Origin of the sequence: Mycobacterium sp. 360MFTsu5.1, assembly GCF_000383495.1 — a bacterium.
GTDB lineage: Bacteria > Actinomycetota > Actinomycetes > Mycobacteriales > Mycobacteriaceae > Mycobacterium > Mycobacterium mucogenicum_B.
Genome location: NZ_KB911471.1, coordinates 53,852 through 73,449 on the forward strand (window position 1 = coordinate 53,852; position 19,598 = coordinate 73,449).

Sequence of the window (19,598 nt, forward strand, 5' to 3'; positions counted from 1 at the left end):
TAGTGGCCCAATCGAATCAGTGGGGGTAATACCGCGGGGTGAACACCCGGTCGCCCTCGGGGGTGCTGTGCCACACCGTCTGCGACGACCCGATGATCAGCAGGCAGCGCATGTCGATCTCGGCCGGCTTGAGGTCGGCCAGCCGCACCACGCGCACCGATTCATTCGGCCCGGCCACGTCACGACCGATGATCACGGGGGTGTTCGGGTCCCGATACTCCAGCAGCAGGTCCTGCATCGCGGCAACCTGCCAGGTGCGGGTCTTCGACGCCGGGTTGTAGATCGCGAGCACGAAGTCGGCGCGGGCGGCCGCGGTGACGCGCTGGGCGATGATGTCCCACGGCTTGAGCCGGTCGGACAGCGAGATCACCACGTAGTCATGGCCGAGCGGCGCACCGACCCGGCTGGCCACGGCTTGCGCGGCGGTCATCGCCGGGACCACCCGGACCTCGACGCCCGGCCACTGCTGAGCCTCCTCGAGCACCGCGGTCGCCATCGCGAAAACGCCGGGATCGCCGGAGGACACCACGGCGACGGTCCGGCCCTGCTGGGCCAGCCTGCAGGCCAGTTCGGCGCGGGCGCGTTCATCGGTGTTGTCGCTCGGGTGCCGCTGCTGGCCGGGGCGATCCGGCACGCGGTCCAGGTACGGCCCGTAGCCGATCAGGTCGGTGGCTGCCGCCAGTTCGCGGCGGGTCTGCGTCGTCGTCCACTCGGGGTCGCCGGGGCCCAGCCCGACCACGACAACACTGCCGCCGGTGCGGGCCTCACGCCGTCCGCCCGGCAGGATCGCGATGGAGAAGTACGGCACCGTCGTCTCGTCGACGTCGGCGGCCGGCAGCACCCGCTGTGACTCGGTGCTCGCGCGCTCCACGTAGAAGGCCTCGTCCAGCCGTCCGGCCGACGAAAGCGCCTGCCGCACAGCCGGGTACGAGCGGCCCAACTTCATCACGACGGCGGCGTCGGTGTCGGCGAGGCGGCGCTGCAGCTCGCCGGCCGGCAGTGTGCCGGGCAGGATGGTGAGCACCTGTTCGCCCTGCACGAGCGGCGTCGAGATCGCGGCCGAGGCGGCGCTGACGGACGTCACGCCCGGCACGATGACGGCGTGGAACCGCTCGGTGAGCCGCGTGTGCATGTGCATGTAGGAGCTGTAGAACAGCGGGTCGCCCTCGGCCAGCAGCGCGACGTTGCGCCCCGCGGCGAGGTGGGTGGCGATGCGCTCGGCGGCCTCGGTGTAGAAGTCCTCGATGGCGCCGTCGTACCCGCCCGGATGCGACGTGGTCTCGGTCGTCACCGGGTAGACGAGGTGCTCCTCGATCTGGCCGGGGCGCAGATACGGTTCGGCGATGCGGCGCGCGATGCTGTGGCCGTGGCGCGCACTGTGGTACGCCACCACGTCGGCCTCGCCGATCACGCGCGCGGCCTTGACCGTCACCAATTCCGGGTCACCCGGACCCAGGCCGACGCCGTACAAGGTGCCCAGGGCGTTCATTCTCGTTCACTCGCAATCGCGTTCACCGCGGCGGCGGCCATGGCACTGCCGCCACGCCGCCCCGTCACCACCAGATAGTCCATGCCGCGCGGCCGCGCGATCAATTCGTCCTTCGACTGCGCCGAGCCGACGAAGCCCACCGGGCCGCCCAGCACCGCGGCGGGCACCGGGGCGCCCTCGTCCAGCAGCTCCAGCAGCCGGAACAGCGCCGTCGGTGCGTTGCCGATGGCCAGCACGGCACCGCCGAGCCGGTCGGCCCACAGATCGACGGCCGCCGCGGACCGGGTGCTGCCGAGCTTCTCGGCCATGGCCGGCGCACCCGGATCGGCGACCAGCGACACCACGTCGTTGTTCGCGGGCAGGCGCGAGCGCGTGATGCCCGCCGCCACCATCGACGAGTCGCACAGGATCGGAGCCCCGGCGGCGAGTGCCGCATGCGTGCGGGTCACCACGTCGTCGGTGTAGGCGACGTGCTCGGTCACGTCGACCTGGCCGCAGGTGTGGATCAGACGGACGACGACGCGTGAGACGTCGTCGGGAAATCGCGCCAGATCCGCTTCGTCACGGATCGTCGCGAACGACTGCCGGTAGATCTCCGCAGCGTCGCGGACGTAGTCGAGCACGCGATAACCCTACGGGTGGCGCGGTTCGTACCCCGAGTTGGTCGCCACCAGCACCTCACCGACGGACGGACTGCCGCACGCGCGCTCGCAGCCGACGAAATGCCGGCGACCGCCGGGCTCGCCCGACTCCGCCGCCGCGGCCGCGTCACTGCGCACGTCGGTCAGTGACTTGGCGCACCCCGGGCTGCCGGTGCAGGAGCTGATCGACAGCCAGGGGGAGTGCTCGTCGAATATCAGCCCCATGGGCGCCAGCACCCGCAGTGAGGTGTCGGCGATGCCCTCTTCGAGGTCACAGATGAGTAACGAACGCCATGGTGTGACCACCACGGGAGCGGTGATGGCTGCCACAAACTCGGCGGTTCGGGCCTGCAACACACCCAGCGGGACAGCGGCGCCCAACGTGATCCGGCCGTCGTCCTGGGTGATCCAGCCGACCGGCGGGACGTCGACGGGCGCCCAGGTCGCACTGGACGGTTCGGTCGGCTTCAACCCGGCCGCATCCAGGAGAGCGTCGGAGTCATTCAGTTCGCTTGTCCGCCAACGGTTCCCGCGAATATCCTGGAAACTGCGGGCCAGGTTCAGGAGGGTGTCCGAGGCCTGCGCGGCGGCGATCCGCACACCGGTGTCGCGGCCCGCGACCAGCACGGCGGCGGTGTCGGAAGACATCAGATGGGTGCTCACATCAGGCGCCAGACCCGAGATGTCACCGCGGCCGTCGTCGACCCCGAACCAGAACCTGCCGGGAAGTTCGGCCAGGTCAGGCCGGTTTTGCAGGCCGGAATCGAGGTCGCGCACGACGGCCCGGATATCGCCCAGCCCGCCGCGGCGGCCCGACAGCGGGGACGCCACGATGTTGCGGACGCGCTCATGGGTGGCCGAGGGCAGCAGGCCCGCCGTGTGGACCGCCGCGGCGAGCCCCGCGGCGTCGCGGATTCCGCGCACCTGGATGTTGCCGCGCGAGGTCAGTTCCATTGCCGGCGAACCGAATTCGGGGGCCGCGAGGGCCAGTGCCTCCAGTTGCGCAGCGGTGATCATGCCGCCGGCCAGGCGGATGCGGGCCAGGCCACCGTCGGCTGCCTGGTGCACCTGCAGGGCGCCCGGGCAGGCGTCGTCGTCACGGCTGCGAATCACCTTGTCCACGTTACGTTGTGCCGCAAATAGTGAAACAGGTCACTGCCGTTTCCGGGCTGTTCCCTGCCTTACAAGTCCCTTGTATTCAAGGCATCGGCCCGTACCGTGGAACACGAACTTCCGCTTGCTACATCGCATTCGGATGACCTAAGGAGGGACGCAATGTCCGATTTCGCTCTGTACGTTGGTGGCGTCTTCGCTCTCATCGTGGCCGCGGGCCTGCCCTACCAGGGCAAGACGTGGTACCAGCGGTGGGAGACCAACCAGCGCTGACCACAGCGAGGTAGATGAGACCGCCGGCGGGCGGGTTGCACAGCAACCCGTCCGCCGTTGCATTTTCCGCCCCCGGTTCGGTCTGATCGGCGCAGGCCGCGACGTTAGGCTGCTGGCCAAGTGGCCCGTCGCGACAGGGGAGGCAGTCCGTGTGGTCGGCGATGGTCAACGGGATTCGGTTCAGCGAGCCGCTCGAGTCCGAGTTCCAGCTGAGCTTCGGTCAGTCGGGCCGCAAGGCCCGCCACGAGATGTGGGCCGTCCTGCTGATCGTGATCACGGCCGGTATCGCCTTTCACCACACTCTGCTGCGGGTGCCGCCCGAGGTGATGCCGCTGGGCCGCTCCCTGCTGCTGGCCGTCATCGTGCCCATGGTGCTGCGGTGGCTCAGCGGCGACCACAGCCCACTGCAGCGGTGGTCGTCGCTCCTCTACATCGCCTCGGTGTACATCGACGTCGCCTGCTTCATGGTGCTGCGCATCGCGTGCATCCGGCATGGTCTGGACGTCGTACCGCTGGCCATGCCCGTGGCGATCCTGATGAGCCTCATCGTCGTGCAGATCCGCTTCGTGCTCCTGGCACCGGCAATTCTGGCCGGGCTTGCCGGCATCGTCGCGACCGAGCTCTCGGCGTTCGAGCCCACGAGCAACGAACTCTTCGACATCGTCGCCTTGATCGGGATGGTGACCGTGGCGCTCAGCGCTGCCTACGAACTCGAACGGTCGACCCGAACCGGGTGGTTGCGGGCCCGCACGTTGGCCCGCCTCACCCGCACCGACGCGCTGACCGGAGTGCCGAACCGGCGCTACTTCGACGAACAGCTCACGGAGGTGGCGCGGGCCGCACGGCGCACCGGACAGGGCCTGGCCGTACTGGTGCTCGACGTCGACGACTTCAAGGGCTTCAACGACCGCAACGGTCACCTGGCCGGCGATGACTGCCTGCGCCGCGTCGGCGCCCATCTGGGCGACTCCTTGACCGGTGTGGACGAGTTCTGCGCCCGCCTCGGTGGTGAGGAGTTCGTCGCGGTGTGGTGTGCGGCCGATCCGGCCACGATGGCCACTCGCGCCGAGGAGATCCGGTCCGGAATCGCCGGACTCGCGATCGCTCACGACGCCGACGGGCGCGTCGTCACCGCGTCGGCCGGCCTGGCGCACGACCCGGAACCCGACGCGGCCACCATCAACGCCGTCGAACTGCTCCGCCGCGCGGACTCGGCCCTCTACCGGGCCAAGCGCGACGGCCGCGACCGGCTCGCCATCGCCGACCCGCAGCTGCCCGCCATGGCGAGCCGCGACAGGACCCGCGGCCCCCGGCGCTCGACGGTCCCTGCCGGCGAGCCGCAGCCCGCGCCGACGCGCGATCAGGAAGCAGAGTTCCGGAAGGTGTACGACCGGCAGGGGCGCATCTCGCGGGCCGCGATCATGCTCGGCCTGGACGCCGTCTGCCTCGCGATGCTGTCGTCGTACAAGACCGTGCTGAAGATGCCGCCCGAATCGCAGGCACTCGGCGTGTACACGCTGGTCTACGGGATCATGCCGATGGCGACGCTGGCCGCGCTGACCGCATTGGTGCCGCGGCTCTACCGGTTCTCCGCTCCCACGTATATCGCGGCCGTCGGCGTCATCACCAGTGCCCAGATGTACGAGCGGGTGGTGCAGCTGCCGCAGGGCTACGACGTCGTCCCGTACCTCATGCCCACCGCGGTGCTGCTGAGCCTGTGCGTGGTGAAGATCCGGTTCCGCCTGCTGGCCCCTTCGGTACTGGCGATCCTGCTGTGGGTGTCGGCGCTGGAGCTGTGGGTGTTCCCGTGGACCAGCAACAGATTGCTCACCGTGGGCACCGCCATCTTCATGGTTGCCGTGACCATGCGGTTCTCCTACAAGCTCGAGCGATCGGTGCGGCTGGCGTGGCTCGACGAGCGCAAGCTCGACGAGCTCACCAGAACCGACCCGCTGACCGGATTGGCCAACCGGCGGTCCTTCGACGAGGCGCTCGACGAACTCGACGCGGCGATGGAGACCCGGTATGCGGCGCTGATGGTGCTCGACGTCGACGACTTCAAGGGCTTCAACGACCGGTACGGCCATCCGGCGGGCGACGATGCGCTGCGCGCGATCGGCACGTACCTGCGGCTGGCGACCGTGGACGCGGACGTCGTCGTGGCCCGCGTCGGGGGCGAGGAATTCGCGGCGCTGTGGCGCGGTCCCGACAACAGCGACGGCACCGGCAGGCGGCGGGCCGAAGAACTGCGCAGCGGCATCGCCGGGCTGGGCCCGGTCGCGGGTACGCCCACGACGCTGACCGCCTCGGCCGGATTCGCCGAGATGTCCCGATCGGACTGGGCCGCGGCGGGCAGTTTTGCCCGTGAACTTCTGGCCCGCGCGGACCGCGCGGTCTACGAGGCCAAAGCCGGGGGCCGAAACCAGCTGGTCGAGGCGCCGTCCGACACCGCGGAGCAGCCGGCATCGCCGGTGCGGTACGAATAGTCGGTGCCGACCGTACTGCTGCTCTCGACGTCCGACACCGATCTGATCACCGCCCGCGCCAGCGGCGCCGAGTACCGGTGGGCCAATCCGTCCCGGTTGATCGACGGGGAACTGGCGGACCTCCTGGCGGGTTCGGACCTGGCGATCGTGCGGGTGCTGGGCGGCTATCGCACCTGGCAGGACGACATCGATGCCGTCGTCGCCACCGGTATCCCGACCGTGGTGCTGTCAGGGGAGCAGACGCCCGACGCCGACCTGATGAGTCACTCGACCGTCCCGGCCGGTGTCGCGCTCCAGGCGCACATCTATCTGGCGCAGGGTGGCGTCAGCAACCTGGTGAATCTGCATTCTTTCCTGTCGGACACGGTGCTGATGACCGGGTTCGGCTTCGGCGAGCCCGAATCCGCTCCGAGTTGGGGGCTGCTGGACCGCTCGTCCGACGCCGAAGGACCGACCGTCGCGGTGCTCTACTACCGCGCCCAGCAGCTGGCCGGCAACACCGCCTACATCGACGCGCTGTGCGGCGCCATCGAGCAGGCCGGGGGCCGGCCGCTGCCGATCTTCTGCGCCTCGCTGCGCACCGCCGAGCCCGAGCTCATCGAGCTGCTGGGGACGGCCGACGCCCTGATCACGACGGTGCTGGCGGCCGGCGGCGCGACGCCCGCCCTCGCGAGCGCCGGCGGCGACGACGACAACTGGAACGTCGCGCATCTGGCGGCCCTCGACATCCCGATCCTGCAGGGCCTGTGCCTGACCAGCTCGCGCGCCCAGTGGGACGAGAACGACGACGGCCTGACGCCGCTGGACGTCGCGTCGCAGGTCGCGGTGCCGGAGTTCGACGGCCGCATCATCACCGTGCCGTTCTCGTTCAAGGAGATCGACAGCGAAGGCCTGATCTCATACGTCGCCGACCCGGAGCGCTGCGAGCGCGTCGCGCGGCTGGCCGTCCGGCATGCCCGCCTCAAGCACATCGAGCCCGCCGACAAGCGTGTCGCGCTCGTGTTCTCGGCGTACCCGACCAAGCACGCCCGCATCGGCAACGCCGTCGGCCTCGACACCCCGGCCAGCGCCGTCGCACTGCTGCGCGCCATGCGCGACGCCGGCTACCGCATCGGCGACGGCGAAGCGCCCGAAGACCTCCCCACGATCGTCGCCTCCGGCGACGGTGACGCCCTGATCCACGCGATGATCGAGAAGGGCGGCCAGGACCCCGACTGGCTCAGCACCGAAGCGCTGGAAGCCAACCCGGTGCGCGTCTCCGCCAAGGACTACCGCGCCTGGTTCGCGACGCTGCCCGCCGAACTCACCGATGCCGTCACCGAACACTGGGGCGAGGCGCCAGGGGACTTGTTCGTCGACCGCTCGCAGGACCCCGATGGCGAGATCGTCATCGCGGCAATGGTTTCCGACAACATCGTGCTCATCGTCCAGCCGCCCCGCGGCTTCGGTGAGAACCCCGTCGCGATCTACCACGACCCCGACCTGCCGCCGAGCCACCACTACCTGGCCGCCTACCACTGGATCAACAAGCACTTCGGCGCCGACGTGATGATCCACCTGGGCAAGCACGGCAACCTGGAATGGCTGCCCGGCAAGACCCTCGGCATGTCCGCCGCGTGCGGCACCGACGCCGCGCTCGGCGACCTGCCGCTGGTGTACCCGTTCCTGGTCAACGATCCCGGCGAGGGCACGCAGGCCAAGCGCCGCGCGCATGCCGTGTTGGTCGACCACCTGATCCCGCCGATGGCCCGCGCCGAGACCTACGGCGACATCGCCCGCCTGGAACAACTCCTCGACGAGCACTCGACCATCTCGGCGCTGGACCCCGGCAAGCTGCCGGCCATCCGCCAGCAGATCTGGACGCTGATGCGCGCCGCCAAGATGGACCACGACCTCGGGCTGGCGGACCGGCCCGACGAGGACGTGTTCGACGACATGCTGCTGCACGTCGACGGCTGGCTGTGCGAGATCAAGGACGTCCAGATCCGCGACGGCCTGCACATCCTGGGCCAGGCGCCCGACGGCGAGGCCGAACTGGACCTGGTGCTGGCCATCCTGCGGGCACGGCAGCTGTTCGGCGGCGAGCAGTCGGTGCCGGGGCTGCGTGAGGCGCTGGGGCTGGCCGAGGACGGCTCTGCCGAGCGCGAGGCCGTCGACGCGGCCGAAGGCCAGGCCCGGGAACTGGTTGCAGCACTGCAGAAGTCGGGCTGGGACGCCGCCGCCGTCGACGGCATCACCGACAACGCGGAGGTCGCCAAGGTGCTGCGGTTCGCGGCGACCGAGGTGGTGCCGCGGCTGCGCGCGACGAACCGCGAGATCGACCAGATCCTGCACGCCCTCGGCGGCGGCTTCATCGCGGCCGGGCCCTCGGGATCGCCGTTGCGCGGGCTGGTCAACGTGCTGCCCACGGGACGCAACTTCTACTCCGTCGACCCCAAGGCGGTCCCGTCGAAGCTGGCGTGGGAAACCGGTGTGGCGATGGCGGATTCGCTGCTGGAGCGCTACCGCACGGACTACGGCCGCTGGCCCGAATCCGTCGGGCTCTCGGTGTGGGGCACCTCGGCCATGCGCACCGCAGGCGACGACATCGCCGAAGTGCTTGCGCTGCTGGGTGTTCGGCCCCTCTGGGACGACGCGTCCCGCCGCGTGGTCGGGCTGGAACCGATCGCACTGGCCGAGCTGGGCCGCCCGCGCATCGACGTCACAGTCCGCATCTCCGGCTTCTTCCGCGATGCCTTCCCGCACGTGGTGACCATGCTCGACGACGCCGTCCAACTGGTCGCCGGACTCGACGAGCCGGTCGAGGACAACTACGTCCGCGCCCACTCACAGGTCGACATCGCCGACCACGGCGACCAGAGACGCGCCACCACAAGGATTTTCGGTTCGAAGCCGGGTACCTACGGTGCCGGCCTGCTGCAGCTCATCGACAGCCGCAACTGGCGCGACGACGCCGACCTGGCCCAGGTGTACACCGCATGGGGCGGCTTCGCGTACGGCCGTGGCCTCGACGGCGCCCCGGCGACCGACGACATGAACCGGGCCTACCGGCGAATCTCGGTGGCGGCCAAGAACACCGACACCCGTGAGCACGACATCGCCGACTCCGACGACTACTTCCAGTACCACGGCGGCATGGTCGCGACCGTGCGCGCGCTGACCGGCAAGGACCCCGCCGCCTACATCGGCGACAACACCCGGCCCGACGCCGTCCGTACCCGCACGCTCTCGGAAGAGACCACGCGCGTGTTCCGGGCCCGCGTCGTCAACCCGCGCTGGATGACCGCCATGCGCCGGCACGGCTACAAGGGCGCCTTCGAGATGGCGGCCACCGTCGACTACCTCTTCGGGTACGACGCCACCGCGGGCGTCATGGCCGACTGGATGTACGAGCAGCTGACGCAGAGCTACGTCCTGGACCCCGAGAACCGTAAGTTCATGAGTGAGTCCAACCCGTGGGCGTTGCACGGCATGGCCGAGCGGCTGTTGGAGGCGGCGGGCCGCGGCATGTGGGCCGAACCGGATTCCCAGACCCTCGACGGGCTCAAGCAGGTGCTGCTGGAGACCGAGGGGGAGTTGGAGGGGTAGCGGCACGCTCCTTGGTCGGGAGAAATCCGAAGGCCGCAGTTATCCTGGCTCGGTGTTCGAGATCGGTGCGGTGGTCGCCGGTTACGTCATCGAAAGCCGCCTCGGCCGCGGCAGCAGCGCTGACGTGTACAGGGCTCGCCGGCCCGCGGAATCGATTCCGGTCGCGCTGAAGGTATTTCACAACCGGGATGCCGATGATCGGGTGGCCTGGCGGCTGGAGCGGGAGTTCAGCATCGCCTCCCGACTGAGGCACCCGCACATTGTGGCGATGTACGAGCACGGAGAGCTGCGGGCCGACGGCGGCGGGGCAGGCGAAGCTGGTGCGCAACCCACCAGGCTGTGGCTGTCCATGCAGTACGTCGACGGCCCCGAGTCGACGGTGTTGATACCCGGACCGGACCAGGAGCCCGATGTCGATGCGGTCGTTCGGGTGTCGACGCAGATCGGCTCGGCCCTGGACTATGCGCATCAGATGGACGTGATACATCGGGATGTCAAGCCCGCCAACATCTTACTGAGCTCCGACCAGCGCTCGGCGTTCCTGACCGATTTCGGCATCGCGCAGTTGTTGGACGATGCGAAACCCCTGGCCCGCAATGGCCGGGTCCGCGGGTCGATTGCCTACGCGGCGCCGGAACTCCTTACCGCGCAACAGCTGTTGCCGCAAACGGATGGCTACGCGTTGGCCTGCACCATGTTCGAGTGGCTGACCGGCCTGCCGCCGTATCCGCGCCCCACCACGTTCGCCATCACTTATGCCCATCTACACGACGAGGTGCCGACGCTCACCTCACGCCGCTCCTGGCTGCCCACTGCGCTGAATTCGGTGTTCGCGAAGGCGCTCGCGAAAGATCCGTCTGCGCGCTATGACTCATGCACCGAGTTCGTCACCATCGTCGCGAAGATCATGCGGGATGTCCCGGCGCCGCAGAGCCGCCGCCGACGATGGCCGGCATGGTCGCGCCGCTGAAATTTATGGTTCACGCAGTGTTTACCGTCTGAGCCGACGCGTGCGCGACATCCGACTTAGTGTTTTGGTGTGGGGCCGAACACAGGAGTCTGAGGCGGTATCGGACCGATCTCCCGTGTGGACGACATCGATGTGACCCCATGACAACTGGGCCCATCCGACGCCGACGGGAACCGAATGACCACTGAATCAACGACTTACGACAATTCGGCGCTTGCGCACGAAGACGAGGGATACCACAAGGCCCTCAAGCCGCGTCAGATCCAGATGATCGCCATCGGCGGCGCCATCGGCACCGGCTTGTTCATGGGCGCGGGCAGCCGCCTGCACTCGGCCGGCCCGGGCCTGTTCCTGGTGTATGCCTTTTGCGGTGTTTTCGTCTTCTTCATCCTGCGGGCCCTCGGCGAGCTGGTGCTGCACCGGCCCTCCTCTGGTTCATTCGTGTCATACGCGCGCGAATTCTTCGGTGAGAAAACAGCTTTCGTCACCGGTTGGCTCTACTTCTTCAACTGGGCAGCCACCGCGATTGTCGATGTCACCGCGGTCGCGCTCTATATGCACTACTGGGGCATGTTCAAGGCGATACCGCAGTGGTTGATCGCACTCATCGCGCTGGGGATCGTGGTGACCCTGAACATGATCTCGGTGAAGCTGTTCGGTGAAATGGAATTCTGGGCCTCGATCATCAAGGTCGCCGCGCTGGTCACGTTCCTGGTGGTCGGTATCGTTTTCCTCGGCGGTCGCTTCGAAATATCCGGCCAGACAACCGGATTCGGCGTGATTGCCGATAGTGGCGGACTCTTCCCGACCGGCCTGTTCTCGTTGGTGATCGTCACGTCCGGCGTCATCTTCGCTTACGCCGCAGTCGAACTCGTCGGCATCGCCGCCGGAGAGACCGCAGAGCCCGCCAAGGTGATGCCGCGGGCGATCAACTCCGTCGTCGCCCGTATCGGAATCTTCTATGTCGGCTCGTTGGTGGTGTTGGCGCTGCTGTTGCCCTACACGGCGTACCACAAGGGCGAAAGTCCTTTCGTGACATTCTTTTCCAAGATCGGCGTTCCCGCGGCCGGTGGCATCATGAACATGGTGGTGCTCACCGCCGCGATGTCCAGCCTCAACGCAGGCCTGTACTCGACCGGCCGCGTGCTGCGCTCGATGGCGATGAATGGCAGCGGCCCCGGGTTCACCGCGAAGATGAACCGCAACGGCGTGCCGTTCGGCGGGATCGCGCTGACTGCCGCGCTCACCCTGCTGGGCGTCATCCTCAACCTGTTCGTACCCGAGGACGCGTTCAACATCGCCCTCGACCTGTCGGCGCTGGGCATCATCTTCACCTGGGGCATGATCGTCGCCTGCCAGATTCAGCTGTACCGCTGGGAAGCCAAGGGTATTCTGCAGCGGCCCAGCTTCCGGTTGCCCGGTACGCCGTACACCAGCTATGCGACGCTGCTGTTCCTCGTCGCGGTCACTGCGCTGATGTGTTACGAGAACTACTGGAACCTGATCGCCATCATCCTGCTGGTCCCGTTACTGATCGGCGGCTGGTACGCGGTGCGGGGCAACGTCCTGGCGATCGCGGCCAAGCGTGTCGGATACACCGGCGAGTACCCGGTGATCCCACAGCCGCCGATCCCCACCGCGCCGCACCTGCCGCACGACAAGACGTAGCGCTCGTGGCCGTTGTGCGCGCACCTGCTCCGGTGGGCGTGCACAGCGTTCACGCTCGTCGCCCACGCACTAACCTGATGGCCATGGCCCTCACCTTCGCCGATGTCGCCACCGCGAACTACATCCTGCTGACCACCTTCACCAAGGACGGCCGGCCCAAGCCCACCGCGGTCTGGGCCGTCCCCGACGGTGACCGGCTGCTGGTCATCTCCGAGGCCAAGGCCTGGAAGGTCAAGCGCATCCGGAACACCCCGCGCGTGACGGTCGCCAAGTGCGACATGCGCGGCAACCCGAAGAGCGAGGCCGTCGAGGCCACGGCAGCCATCCTGGACAAGTCGCAGCTGGGCCACGTCTACGACGGCATCGGCAAGCGCTACGGGTTGATCGGCAAGGCCTTCAATTTGTTCTCCAAGCTGCGCGGCGGCATGGAGAACAACGTCGCGCTGGAGTTGCGGGCCGCGTGAGTCAATTCCCTGCCGGCGCGCCAAAGCTGCCGCGCCACAAGGACATCGGGCGGCTGCTGCTGAACTGCCCGGACCGGCGCGGCGTCATCGCCGCGGTGTCGACGTTCCTCACCAAATCGGGCGCCAACATCATCTCGCTGGACCAGCACTCGACGGCTCCGGAAGACGGCGTCTTCCTGCAGCGCACCGTCTTCCACCTGCCCGGGCTGGCCGCCGCCCAGCCCGATCTGGAGCGCGAATTCCAGGCAGTGGCAGACGAATTCGACATGGACTACCGGTTCACCGACGCGTCCAAACCCAAGCGCGTGGCGATCATGGCGTCGACCGCCGACCACTGCCTGCTCGATCTGCTGTGGCGCAACCGCCGTGGCGAACTCGACATGACCGTCGTGATGGTGATCTCCAATCACGCCGACCTCGCCGAGCAGGTCCGGGCGTTCGGGGTGCCGTTCGTGCACATCCCGGCCAGCCGCGACATCCGGGAGCAGGCCGAACAGCGTCAGCTGGAGCTGCTCAAGGGCAACGTCGACCTGGTGGTGCTGGCCCGGTACATGCAGATCATCACTCCCGGGTTCCTCGAGGCCATCGGGTGTCCGCTGATCAACATCCACCACTCGTTCCTGCCGGCCTTCGTCGGCGCCACGCCGTACCGGCGAGCCAAGGAGCGTGGCGTGAAGCTCGTCGGCGCCACCGCGCACTACGTGACGGAGGACCTCGACGAGGGCCCGATCATCGAGCAGGACGTCGTGCGTGTCGACCACACCCACAGCGTCGAGGAGTTGGTGCGGCTCGGCGCCGATGTGGAGCGGGCGGTGCTGTCGCGCGCCGTCCTGTGGCACTGCCAGGACCGCATCCTGCGCCACGGCAACGAAACCGTGGTCTTCTAGAGACATGGCTCCGAAGTTCGAAGACGTGTACCGCGAGAAGTATTTGCTGCTGACCACCTTCACGAAGGACGGCCGGCCCAAGCCGACACCGGTCTGGGGCGTGCCGCACGAGGGCAAGCTGCTGATCAGCACCGACGACGGCTCGTGGAAGACCAAGCGGATCAAGAACACGCCGCGCGTGACCATCCAGAAGTGCGGCGCGCTGGGGAAGGTCAAAGGCGAACCGGTCGAGGCCATCGCACGCAACCTGCCGAAGTCCGAGACCAAGCGCGTCTTCGACATGGTGACCAGGCGCTACTGGTGGCACGCCTGGTGGTGGATCCCGCAGGCGATCATCCGCGGCGGTGTCGAGAAGGTGCACGCGGCCATCGAGGTCGAGCCGCTTCCCGGCGGCTAGGAACCAATTCCGGCGTTCCGGCGTTGTCCAGGGCATGGCGATGCGACTGTTTTTGGTTTATGCCTTGGTCGAGGTCGCGGTGCTGGCAGCCCTGGCCTCGACCATCGGTGTGGCTTGGACATTACTGGCGCTGTTGGCCACCTTTGCCGCCGGTCTGGCCATCGCCGGCACGCAGATCACCCGGCATTTCAGCAGGTTGTCCGAGGCGCTGAGCGCCCGATCGGCCGACCCGACACTGGCCACCGACAGTCTGCTGGTGGCCCTCGGCACGGTGCTGGTCGTCGTTCCCGGGCTGGCCAGCTCGGTGCTCGGGGTGCTCATGCTGGTGCCGTTCACCCGGCGCGCGGTGCGGCCGGCGGCGAACGCCCTGTTCGGCCGTCGGCTGACCCCGATGGACTTCCCGACCCAGGTGATCTACATCAACCACGATGAGCGCTACCGCGGTCGCGGCGAGTACATCGACGGCGAAGTGATCGAGGTCATCGACAGCTCACCGGTCGCTGCGCACCGGCACGCCGGCTGAACGGACTAACCTGTCACCTTCGTGACCACCTTTGCGACGACGCTGCTGCTGGGCGGTCGTATTCACAGCCCCGCGGCGCCCGACGCCACTGCCATCGCGATCCGTGACGGCGTGGTGGCGTGGCTCGGATCCGATGACGTCGGCCGGGCGCTGCATCCAGACGCCACCATCGTCGATCTCGAGGGCGCATTCGTGGCGCCGGCGTTCGTCGACAGCCACGTGCACCTGACCGCCACGGGGCTCACTGTGGTCGGGCTCGACCTGCGCACCGCGACGTCGTTGCCGCACCTGCTGACCCTGCTGGCCGAACACGCCGCGCAGCACCCGGACGGCGTCGTCTGGGGCCACGGCTGGGACGAGTCCGGCTGGCCCGACCGCCTCGTCCCGACCACCGCGGACCTCGACGGCGTGCTCGGCGGTCGTCCTGCCTACCTGGCCCGGGTCGACGTGCACTCGGCCGTCGCGACGACGGGACTGCGGCAGCTGGTGCCCGGCCTTGCCGACGCCGCGGGCTTCTCCGCGCAGGGACCGCTGACCGCCGACGCCCACCACCGCGTGCGCGCCGCGGCCCGCAACCTGCTCAGCGCGGCGCAACGCCGCGACGCCCAGCGCGCCGCGCTCGACCTGGCCGCCCGCAACGGCATCGTCGCGGTCCACGAGTGCGCGGGCCCCGAGATCGGCGGCCTCGACGACTGGACCGACCTGCGCGCCACCGAACACGGCGTCGACATCGTCGGCTACTGGGGCGAGGCCGTCGCCGACGCGGCCGTGGCCCGCGACCTGATGGCCCGGACCGGGGCCCAGGGTCTGGCCGGTGACCTCTTCATCGATGGCGCGCTCGGCTCGCGCACCGCCTGGCTGCAGCAGCCCTACACCGATGCGCCCGACTGCTGTGGCAACACCTACCTGGACACCGACGCCGTCACCGCACATCTGCTGGCCTGCACCGAGGCCGGCATCACCGCGGGCTTCCACGTCATCGGCGACGCCGCGGTCGCCACCGTCGTCGAAGCCCTCGACCGGACCGTGGCCGCGTTCGGGGCACCCGCGGTGGCGCGCTGTGGTCACCGGCTGGAGCACCTCGAGATGGTCGACGCGGAGCAGGCGCGCAAACTCGGCTCCTGGGGCGTCGTCGCCAGCATGCAGCCCAATTTCGACGCGTTGTGGGGCGGCGCCGACGGCATGTACGCCCAGCGTCTCGGTGTCGATCGAGCGCAGGGTTTGAACCCGTTTGCGCTGTTAGCATCGCAAGGCGTGCCCCTCGCCTTCGGTTCGGACAGTCCTGTCACCAGCATCAATCCGTGGGAATCGGTGCGCGCGGCCATCAGTCACCGGACCGCGGGCAGTGCCATCTCGGCGCGCTCGGCGTTCCTGGCGGCCAGCCGCGGCGCCTGGCGGGCCGGCGGCGTCCGTGACGGGATGACCGGGACGCTGGTGCCCGGTGCCGTCGCGTCGTACGCCGTGTGGCAGGTGCCCGGCGGCGCCGACGCCCTCGACGTCACCGCACCGGCCGACGCCGTGCAGCGCTGGTCGACCGATCCGCGGTCGCGTGTGCCGGCGCTGCCACCACTGGGACCCGACGACGAGCTGCCGACCTGCCTGCAGACCGTGCACCGCGGTGAGCTGATCCATGGCTGAGCGCACCGAAGGCACCGAAGACACGGCAGACACCGAAGTCGCCGAAGACGCCCAAGACACCCAAGACACTGAACGCACCGAGGCGCCCCCGGAAACCGAGGCAGAGCCGGAGACACCCGCAGAACCGGAGCAGCCGCAAGGCCCGGGTCGCGGCGCGCGGCTCGTCACCGGCCTGAGGCGGTTCTTCGAGCCGCGACTGGTCCGGCTGGCCGCGGCCGTCGTGGCCGGTCTGCTGCTGTGCGCGAGCTTCCCACCGTTCGACCTCTGGTACCTGTCGTTCGTCGCACTGGCGCTGCTGGCCTGGGTGCTGATCGACGAACGCACCACGCCCGCAGGTGGTTTCGGCTACGGCATGCTGGGCGGCCTGGCGTTCTACACGCTGCTGCTGCCGTGGATCAGCAACTTCGTCGGCCCGGTGCCATGGCTGATGCTGGCGGCGCTGGAAGCGTTCTTCACCGGCGTGTTCGGCCTGACCGCGGTCCTCGTGCGGCGCCTGCCGGCGTGGCCCCTGTGGTTCGCCGCGCTGTGGGTGACGGCCGAATGGCTCAAGTCGACGGTGCCGTTCGGCGGCTTCCCGTGGGGCGTCGTGGCCTTCAGTCAGACCGACAGCCCGCTGCTGCCGCTCGCGCAGTTGGGCGGTGCGCCGCTGGTGTCGTTCGCGGTGGCGCTCATCGGTTTCAGCGCGACGGCCATCGTGCTCGAGGCGGTCCGGCACTGGCGTCACGACCACCGCACCGGCGCGGCGGCACCGCCGGAGGTCTTCATCCCGGGCATCTGCATCGCGGTGGTCCTGCTGCTCACCGTGCTGGCCTGGCCGCACGTCCGCAAGGCCGGAGCCGGTGCGGGTGACGACCCGGCGATCAACGTCGCCGCCATCCAGGGCAATGTGCCGCGGCTCGGCCTGGACTTCAACGCCCAGCGCCGCGCGGTACTCGACAACCATGTGCGCGAGACCAAGCAGCTGGCCGAGGACGTCCGCGCCGGCCGGGCACCGCAGCCGACGGTGGTGATCTGGCCGGAGAACTCGTCGGACATCGACCCGCTGGTCAACGCCGACGCCGCGGAACTGATCTCGGCCGCGTCGGCGGCGATCCACGCGCCGATCCTGGTGGGCACCGTGCTGGCGGCGCCGGAGTACACACCGGAGCACCCGGTGACCACCAACTCGGTGATCGTGTGGAACGGGACCGACGGGCCGGGGGATCGCCATGACAAGGCCATCGTCCAGCCGTTCGGCGAGTACCTGCCCTGGCGCAGCTTCTTCCGGCTGCTGTCGTCGTACGCCGATCGGGCCGGCTACTTCGTGCCGGGCAATGGCAACGGCGTCGTCACCGCCGCGGGCGTGCCGATCGGGGTGACGACCTGCTGGGAGGTCATCTTCGACCGTGCCGCCCGGCAGTCCGTCCTCAATGGCGCGCAGTTGCTGGCAGTGCCCGCGAACAACGCGACGTTCGACGAACCGATGAGCGTGCAGCAGCTGGCGTTCGCCAGGCTGCGCGCCGTCGAACACGACCGGTACGTCGTCGTCGCGGGTACCACCGGCATCAGTGCGGTGGTCGCTCCGAACGGCCAGGTCCTCGAGCGCACCGAGTTCTTCCAGCCCGGTTACCTCGACCGTCAGGTGCGGTTGAAGACCGATCTGACGCTCGCCACGAGATGGGGCCCGGTCATCAATGGCGTGCTCATCGCAGTCGGCGTTTCGGCTCTTCTGGCAGCCATGCTGCACAATAGGAACCTCGTGCGCCGCCGCGAGGCGGCCGCGGCAGATCAGGACGGCAGCCCGACTGCGCCTGACACCGATACCGACACCGAGAGCGAACAGGGGTAATGACCATGGGCGACGACCGTCCGAGTCAGCGCACGCTGGTCATCATTCCGACCTACAACGAGCGCGAGAACCTGCCGTTGATCGTCGGCCGGGTGCATGCCGCCCGCCCGGACGTCCACGTGCTCGTCGTCGACGACGACAGCCCCGACGGCACCGGTCAGCTGGCCGATGAGCTGGCGCTGGCCGATCCCGACCGCGTGCACGTCATGCACCGCGCGGGCAAGGGCGGTCTGGGCGCCGCGTACCTCGCCGGATTCGCGTGGGGCCTGGGCCGCGGTTACAGCGTGCTGGTCGAGATGGACGCCGACGGCAGCCACGCGCCCGAGGAGCTCTACCGCCTGCTGGACGCCGTCGACGCCGGCGCCGACCTGGCCATCGGCTCGCGCTACGTCCCGGGCGGTGCCATCCGTAACTGGCCGCATCGCCGGCTCGTCCTGTCGCGCACCGCGAACACCTATGCCCGGGTGCTGCTGGGCGTCAAGATTCACGACATCACGGCCGGATACCGCGCCTACCGGCACGACGTGCTGGAGAAGATCGGCCTCGACGACGTCGATTCGAAGGGCTACTGCTTCCAGATCGACCTGACGTGGCGCGCCATCAACGCGGGCTTCACCGTCGTCGAGGTGCCCATCACGTTCACCGAGCGCGAACTGGGTGTGTCGAAGATGAGCGGGTCGAACATCCGCGAGGCCATGTCGCAGGTGGCGAAGTGGGGCATCCGCGGCCGGCTGGACCGGGCCCGCGGCGTCGTCCGCTAGTCACGCAGACAAAAAAGCCCCGCCTCGCGGCGGGGCTTTTTTGTTGGCGCGATCAGCCGCGGCGGCGGGTCTTGATCAGCTCCAGGCGCTCCTTGAGCAGCTCTTCGAGCTCCTCGATGGAACGACGCTCGAGCAGCATGTCCCAGTGGGTACGCGGCGGCTTGACCTTCTTGGGCTCGGGAACGTCACCCTCGAGCAGGGTGCCTTCCATGCCGTTCTTGCACGCCCAGGTGCCGGGGATCTCCGCATCGTCGGCGAACGGAACTTCGAATTCCTCGCCGTTGTCGGTGCGGTAGCGGGCCACCTGCCGCGGCGCCAGGTCATGGTTGCGGTCGGTCTCGTAGCTCACAGCTCCGAGGCGACTGCCTCGCAGGACACGATCAGCCATCGAAAATCACTCCCTTGGTATAGCGACAGGGAATCAACGCAGGCCAGCGCCGTGAAGTTCCCGACTCGATTGTCCATGATACCGGGGTTCGGCCGCCCGCCGGATACAGTCACGATCGTGAGGCGGACATGAAGCGCTCGAAGGCGCAGCCGTGCCGGTGGTGTGGCCGGGAGGTGGCCGACGCGGGCATGGGCCGTCGTCGCCAGTACTGCCGTCAGTCGTGCCGGCAGCGGGCCTACGAGCAGCGGGCGATGGTCAAGGGAACCAACCTGGCCGAGGACTCGGTGGTGCTCAGCGCGGAGGAAGCGGCGGCGCTCTCCGACCGCGTTTATCAGGTACGGTGTGCGGCCGAGGACGTCGCGACCGCAGTTGCCGAAGGCGCCGGACCCACTGAATTGAAAGAACTGTGCGAAGTGCTGCTGCAGGCCGCCAAAGACGCCGACGGTTGGCGCTGACGGCTCGCGCGGCGGCGGGAAAGAAATAG

16 protein-coding genes are annotated in these 19,598 nt (G+C 68.8%); 12 read left to right on the forward strand and 4 right to left on the reverse strand.

What is annotated here, in order from left to right:
* Positions 1-16: 16 nt before the first annotated feature.
* From H289_RS0122930 to cobG, 3 genes are read right to left on the reverse strand one after another with little or no spacing between them, the layout of a single operon-like run.
* Entirely contained in the window at positions 17-1,489 is a 1,473-nt protein-coding gene (locus tag H289_RS0122930) for a precorrin-2 C(20)-methyltransferase (RefSeq protein ID WP_020103176.1), read from the reverse strand.
* Positions 1,486-2,112, reverse strand: coding sequence for a precorrin-8X methylmutase (locus H289_RS0122935; protein WP_020103177.1), 627 nt, complete (start codon positions 2,110-2,112; stop codon positions 1,486-1,488). Before H289_RS0122935 ends, H289_RS0122930 begins: the two co-directional genes overlap by 4 nt.
* Positions 2,113-2,121: 9 nt before the next feature.
* On the reverse strand, positions 2,122-3,243 hold the full coding sequence (gene cobG / locus H289_RS0122940; RefSeq protein WP_029105620.1) for a precorrin-3B synthase: 1,122 nt from the start codon (positions 3,241-3,243) through the stop codon (positions 2,122-2,124).
* A 422-nt stretch (positions 3,244-3,665) separates the two neighbouring features.
* Between cobG and H289_RS32015 the strand changes: the two genes are divergently transcribed.
* The 11 genes from H289_RS32015 (at position 3,666) to H289_RS0123000 (ending at position 18,726) form a co-directional block, all read left to right on the forward strand.
* The gene (locus H289_RS32015; RefSeq protein WP_155944234.1) at positions 3,666-6,002 is read left to right on the forward strand and encodes a GGDEF domain-containing protein; all 2,337 of its coding nucleotides are present in this window, start codon (positions 3,666-3,668) and stop codon (positions 6,000-6,002) included.
* A gap of 3 nt (positions 6,003-6,005) precedes the next feature.
* Positions 6,006-9,590, forward strand: coding sequence for a cobaltochelatase subunit CobN (gene cobN / locus H289_RS0122955; RefSeq protein WP_020103181.1), 3,585 nt, complete (start codon positions 6,006-6,008; stop codon positions 9,588-9,590).
* Positions 9,591-9,642: 52 nt separating this feature from the next.
* Entirely contained in the window at positions 9,643-10,560 is a 918-nt protein-coding gene (locus tag H289_RS0122960; RefSeq protein WP_020103182.1) for a serine/threonine-protein kinase, read from the forward strand.
* A gap of 177 nt (positions 10,561-10,737) precedes the next feature.
* Complete coding sequence (locus H289_RS0122965; RefSeq protein WP_020103183.1) at positions 10,738-12,228, forward strand: amino acid permease; 1,491 nt, start codon at positions 10,738-10,740, stop codon at positions 12,226-12,228.
* 83 nt (positions 12,229-12,311) lie between these two features.
* Complete coding sequence (locus tag H289_RS0122970) at positions 12,312-12,692, forward strand: PPOX class F420-dependent oxidoreductase (RefSeq protein ID WP_029105621.1); 381 nt, start codon at positions 12,312-12,314, stop codon at positions 12,690-12,692.
* On the forward strand, positions 12,689-13,579 hold the full coding sequence (gene purU, locus H289_RS0122975; protein WP_020103185.1) for a formyltetrahydrofolate deformylase: 891 nt from the start codon (positions 12,689-12,691) through the stop codon (positions 13,577-13,579). The genes H289_RS0122970 and purU overlap by 4 nt, the downstream gene beginning before the upstream one ends.
* Before the next feature lie 4 nt (positions 13,580-13,583).
* Positions 13,584-13,976: a PPOX class F420-dependent oxidoreductase gene (locus H289_RS0122980; protein WP_020103186.1), complete on the forward strand. Its 393-nt coding sequence runs from the start codon at positions 13,584-13,586 to the stop codon at positions 13,974-13,976.
* Between the two features lie 34 nt (positions 13,977-14,010).
* On the forward strand, positions 14,011-14,499 hold the full coding sequence (locus tag H289_RS0122985) for an FxsA family protein (RefSeq protein WP_020103187.1): 489 nt from the start codon (positions 14,011-14,013) through the stop codon (positions 14,497-14,499).
* A 21-nt stretch (positions 14,500-14,520) separates the two neighbouring features.
* Complete coding sequence (locus H289_RS0122990; RefSeq protein ID WP_020103188.1) at positions 14,521-16,137, forward strand: amidohydrolase; 1,617 nt, start codon at positions 14,521-14,523, stop codon at positions 16,135-16,137.
* Positions 16,130-17,965 carry an apolipoprotein N-acyltransferase gene (gene lnt, locus H289_RS0122995; RefSeq protein WP_020103189.1) on the forward strand — a complete coding sequence of 612 codons (1,836 nt, stop codon included), beginning with the start codon at positions 16,130-16,132 and terminating at the stop codon, positions 17,963-17,965. Before H289_RS0122990 ends, lnt begins: the two co-directional genes overlap by 8 nt.
* Positions 17,965-18,726: a polyprenol monophosphomannose synthase gene (locus H289_RS0123000; RefSeq protein WP_020103190.1), complete on the forward strand. Its 762-nt coding sequence runs from the start codon at positions 17,965-17,967 to the stop codon at positions 18,724-18,726. The genes lnt and H289_RS0123000 overlap by 1 nt, the downstream gene beginning before the upstream one ends.
* Before the next feature lie 52 nt (positions 18,727-18,778).
* On the opposite strand, the gene H289_RS0123005 is transcribed toward H289_RS0123000, so the two are convergent.
* Complete coding sequence (locus tag H289_RS0123005) at positions 18,779-19,114, reverse strand: RNA polymerase-binding protein RbpA (RefSeq protein WP_029105623.1); 336 nt, start codon at positions 19,112-19,114, stop codon at positions 18,779-18,781.
* 128 nt (positions 19,115-19,242) lie between these two features.
* Here H289_RS0123005 and H289_RS0123010 point away from each other — a divergent pair, with 128 nt between their 5' ends.
* On the forward strand, positions 19,243-19,569 hold the full coding sequence (locus tag H289_RS0123010; protein ID WP_029119937.1) for a hypothetical protein: 327 nt from the start codon (positions 19,243-19,245) through the stop codon (positions 19,567-19,569).
* Positions 19,570-19,598: the final 29 nt, after the last annotated feature.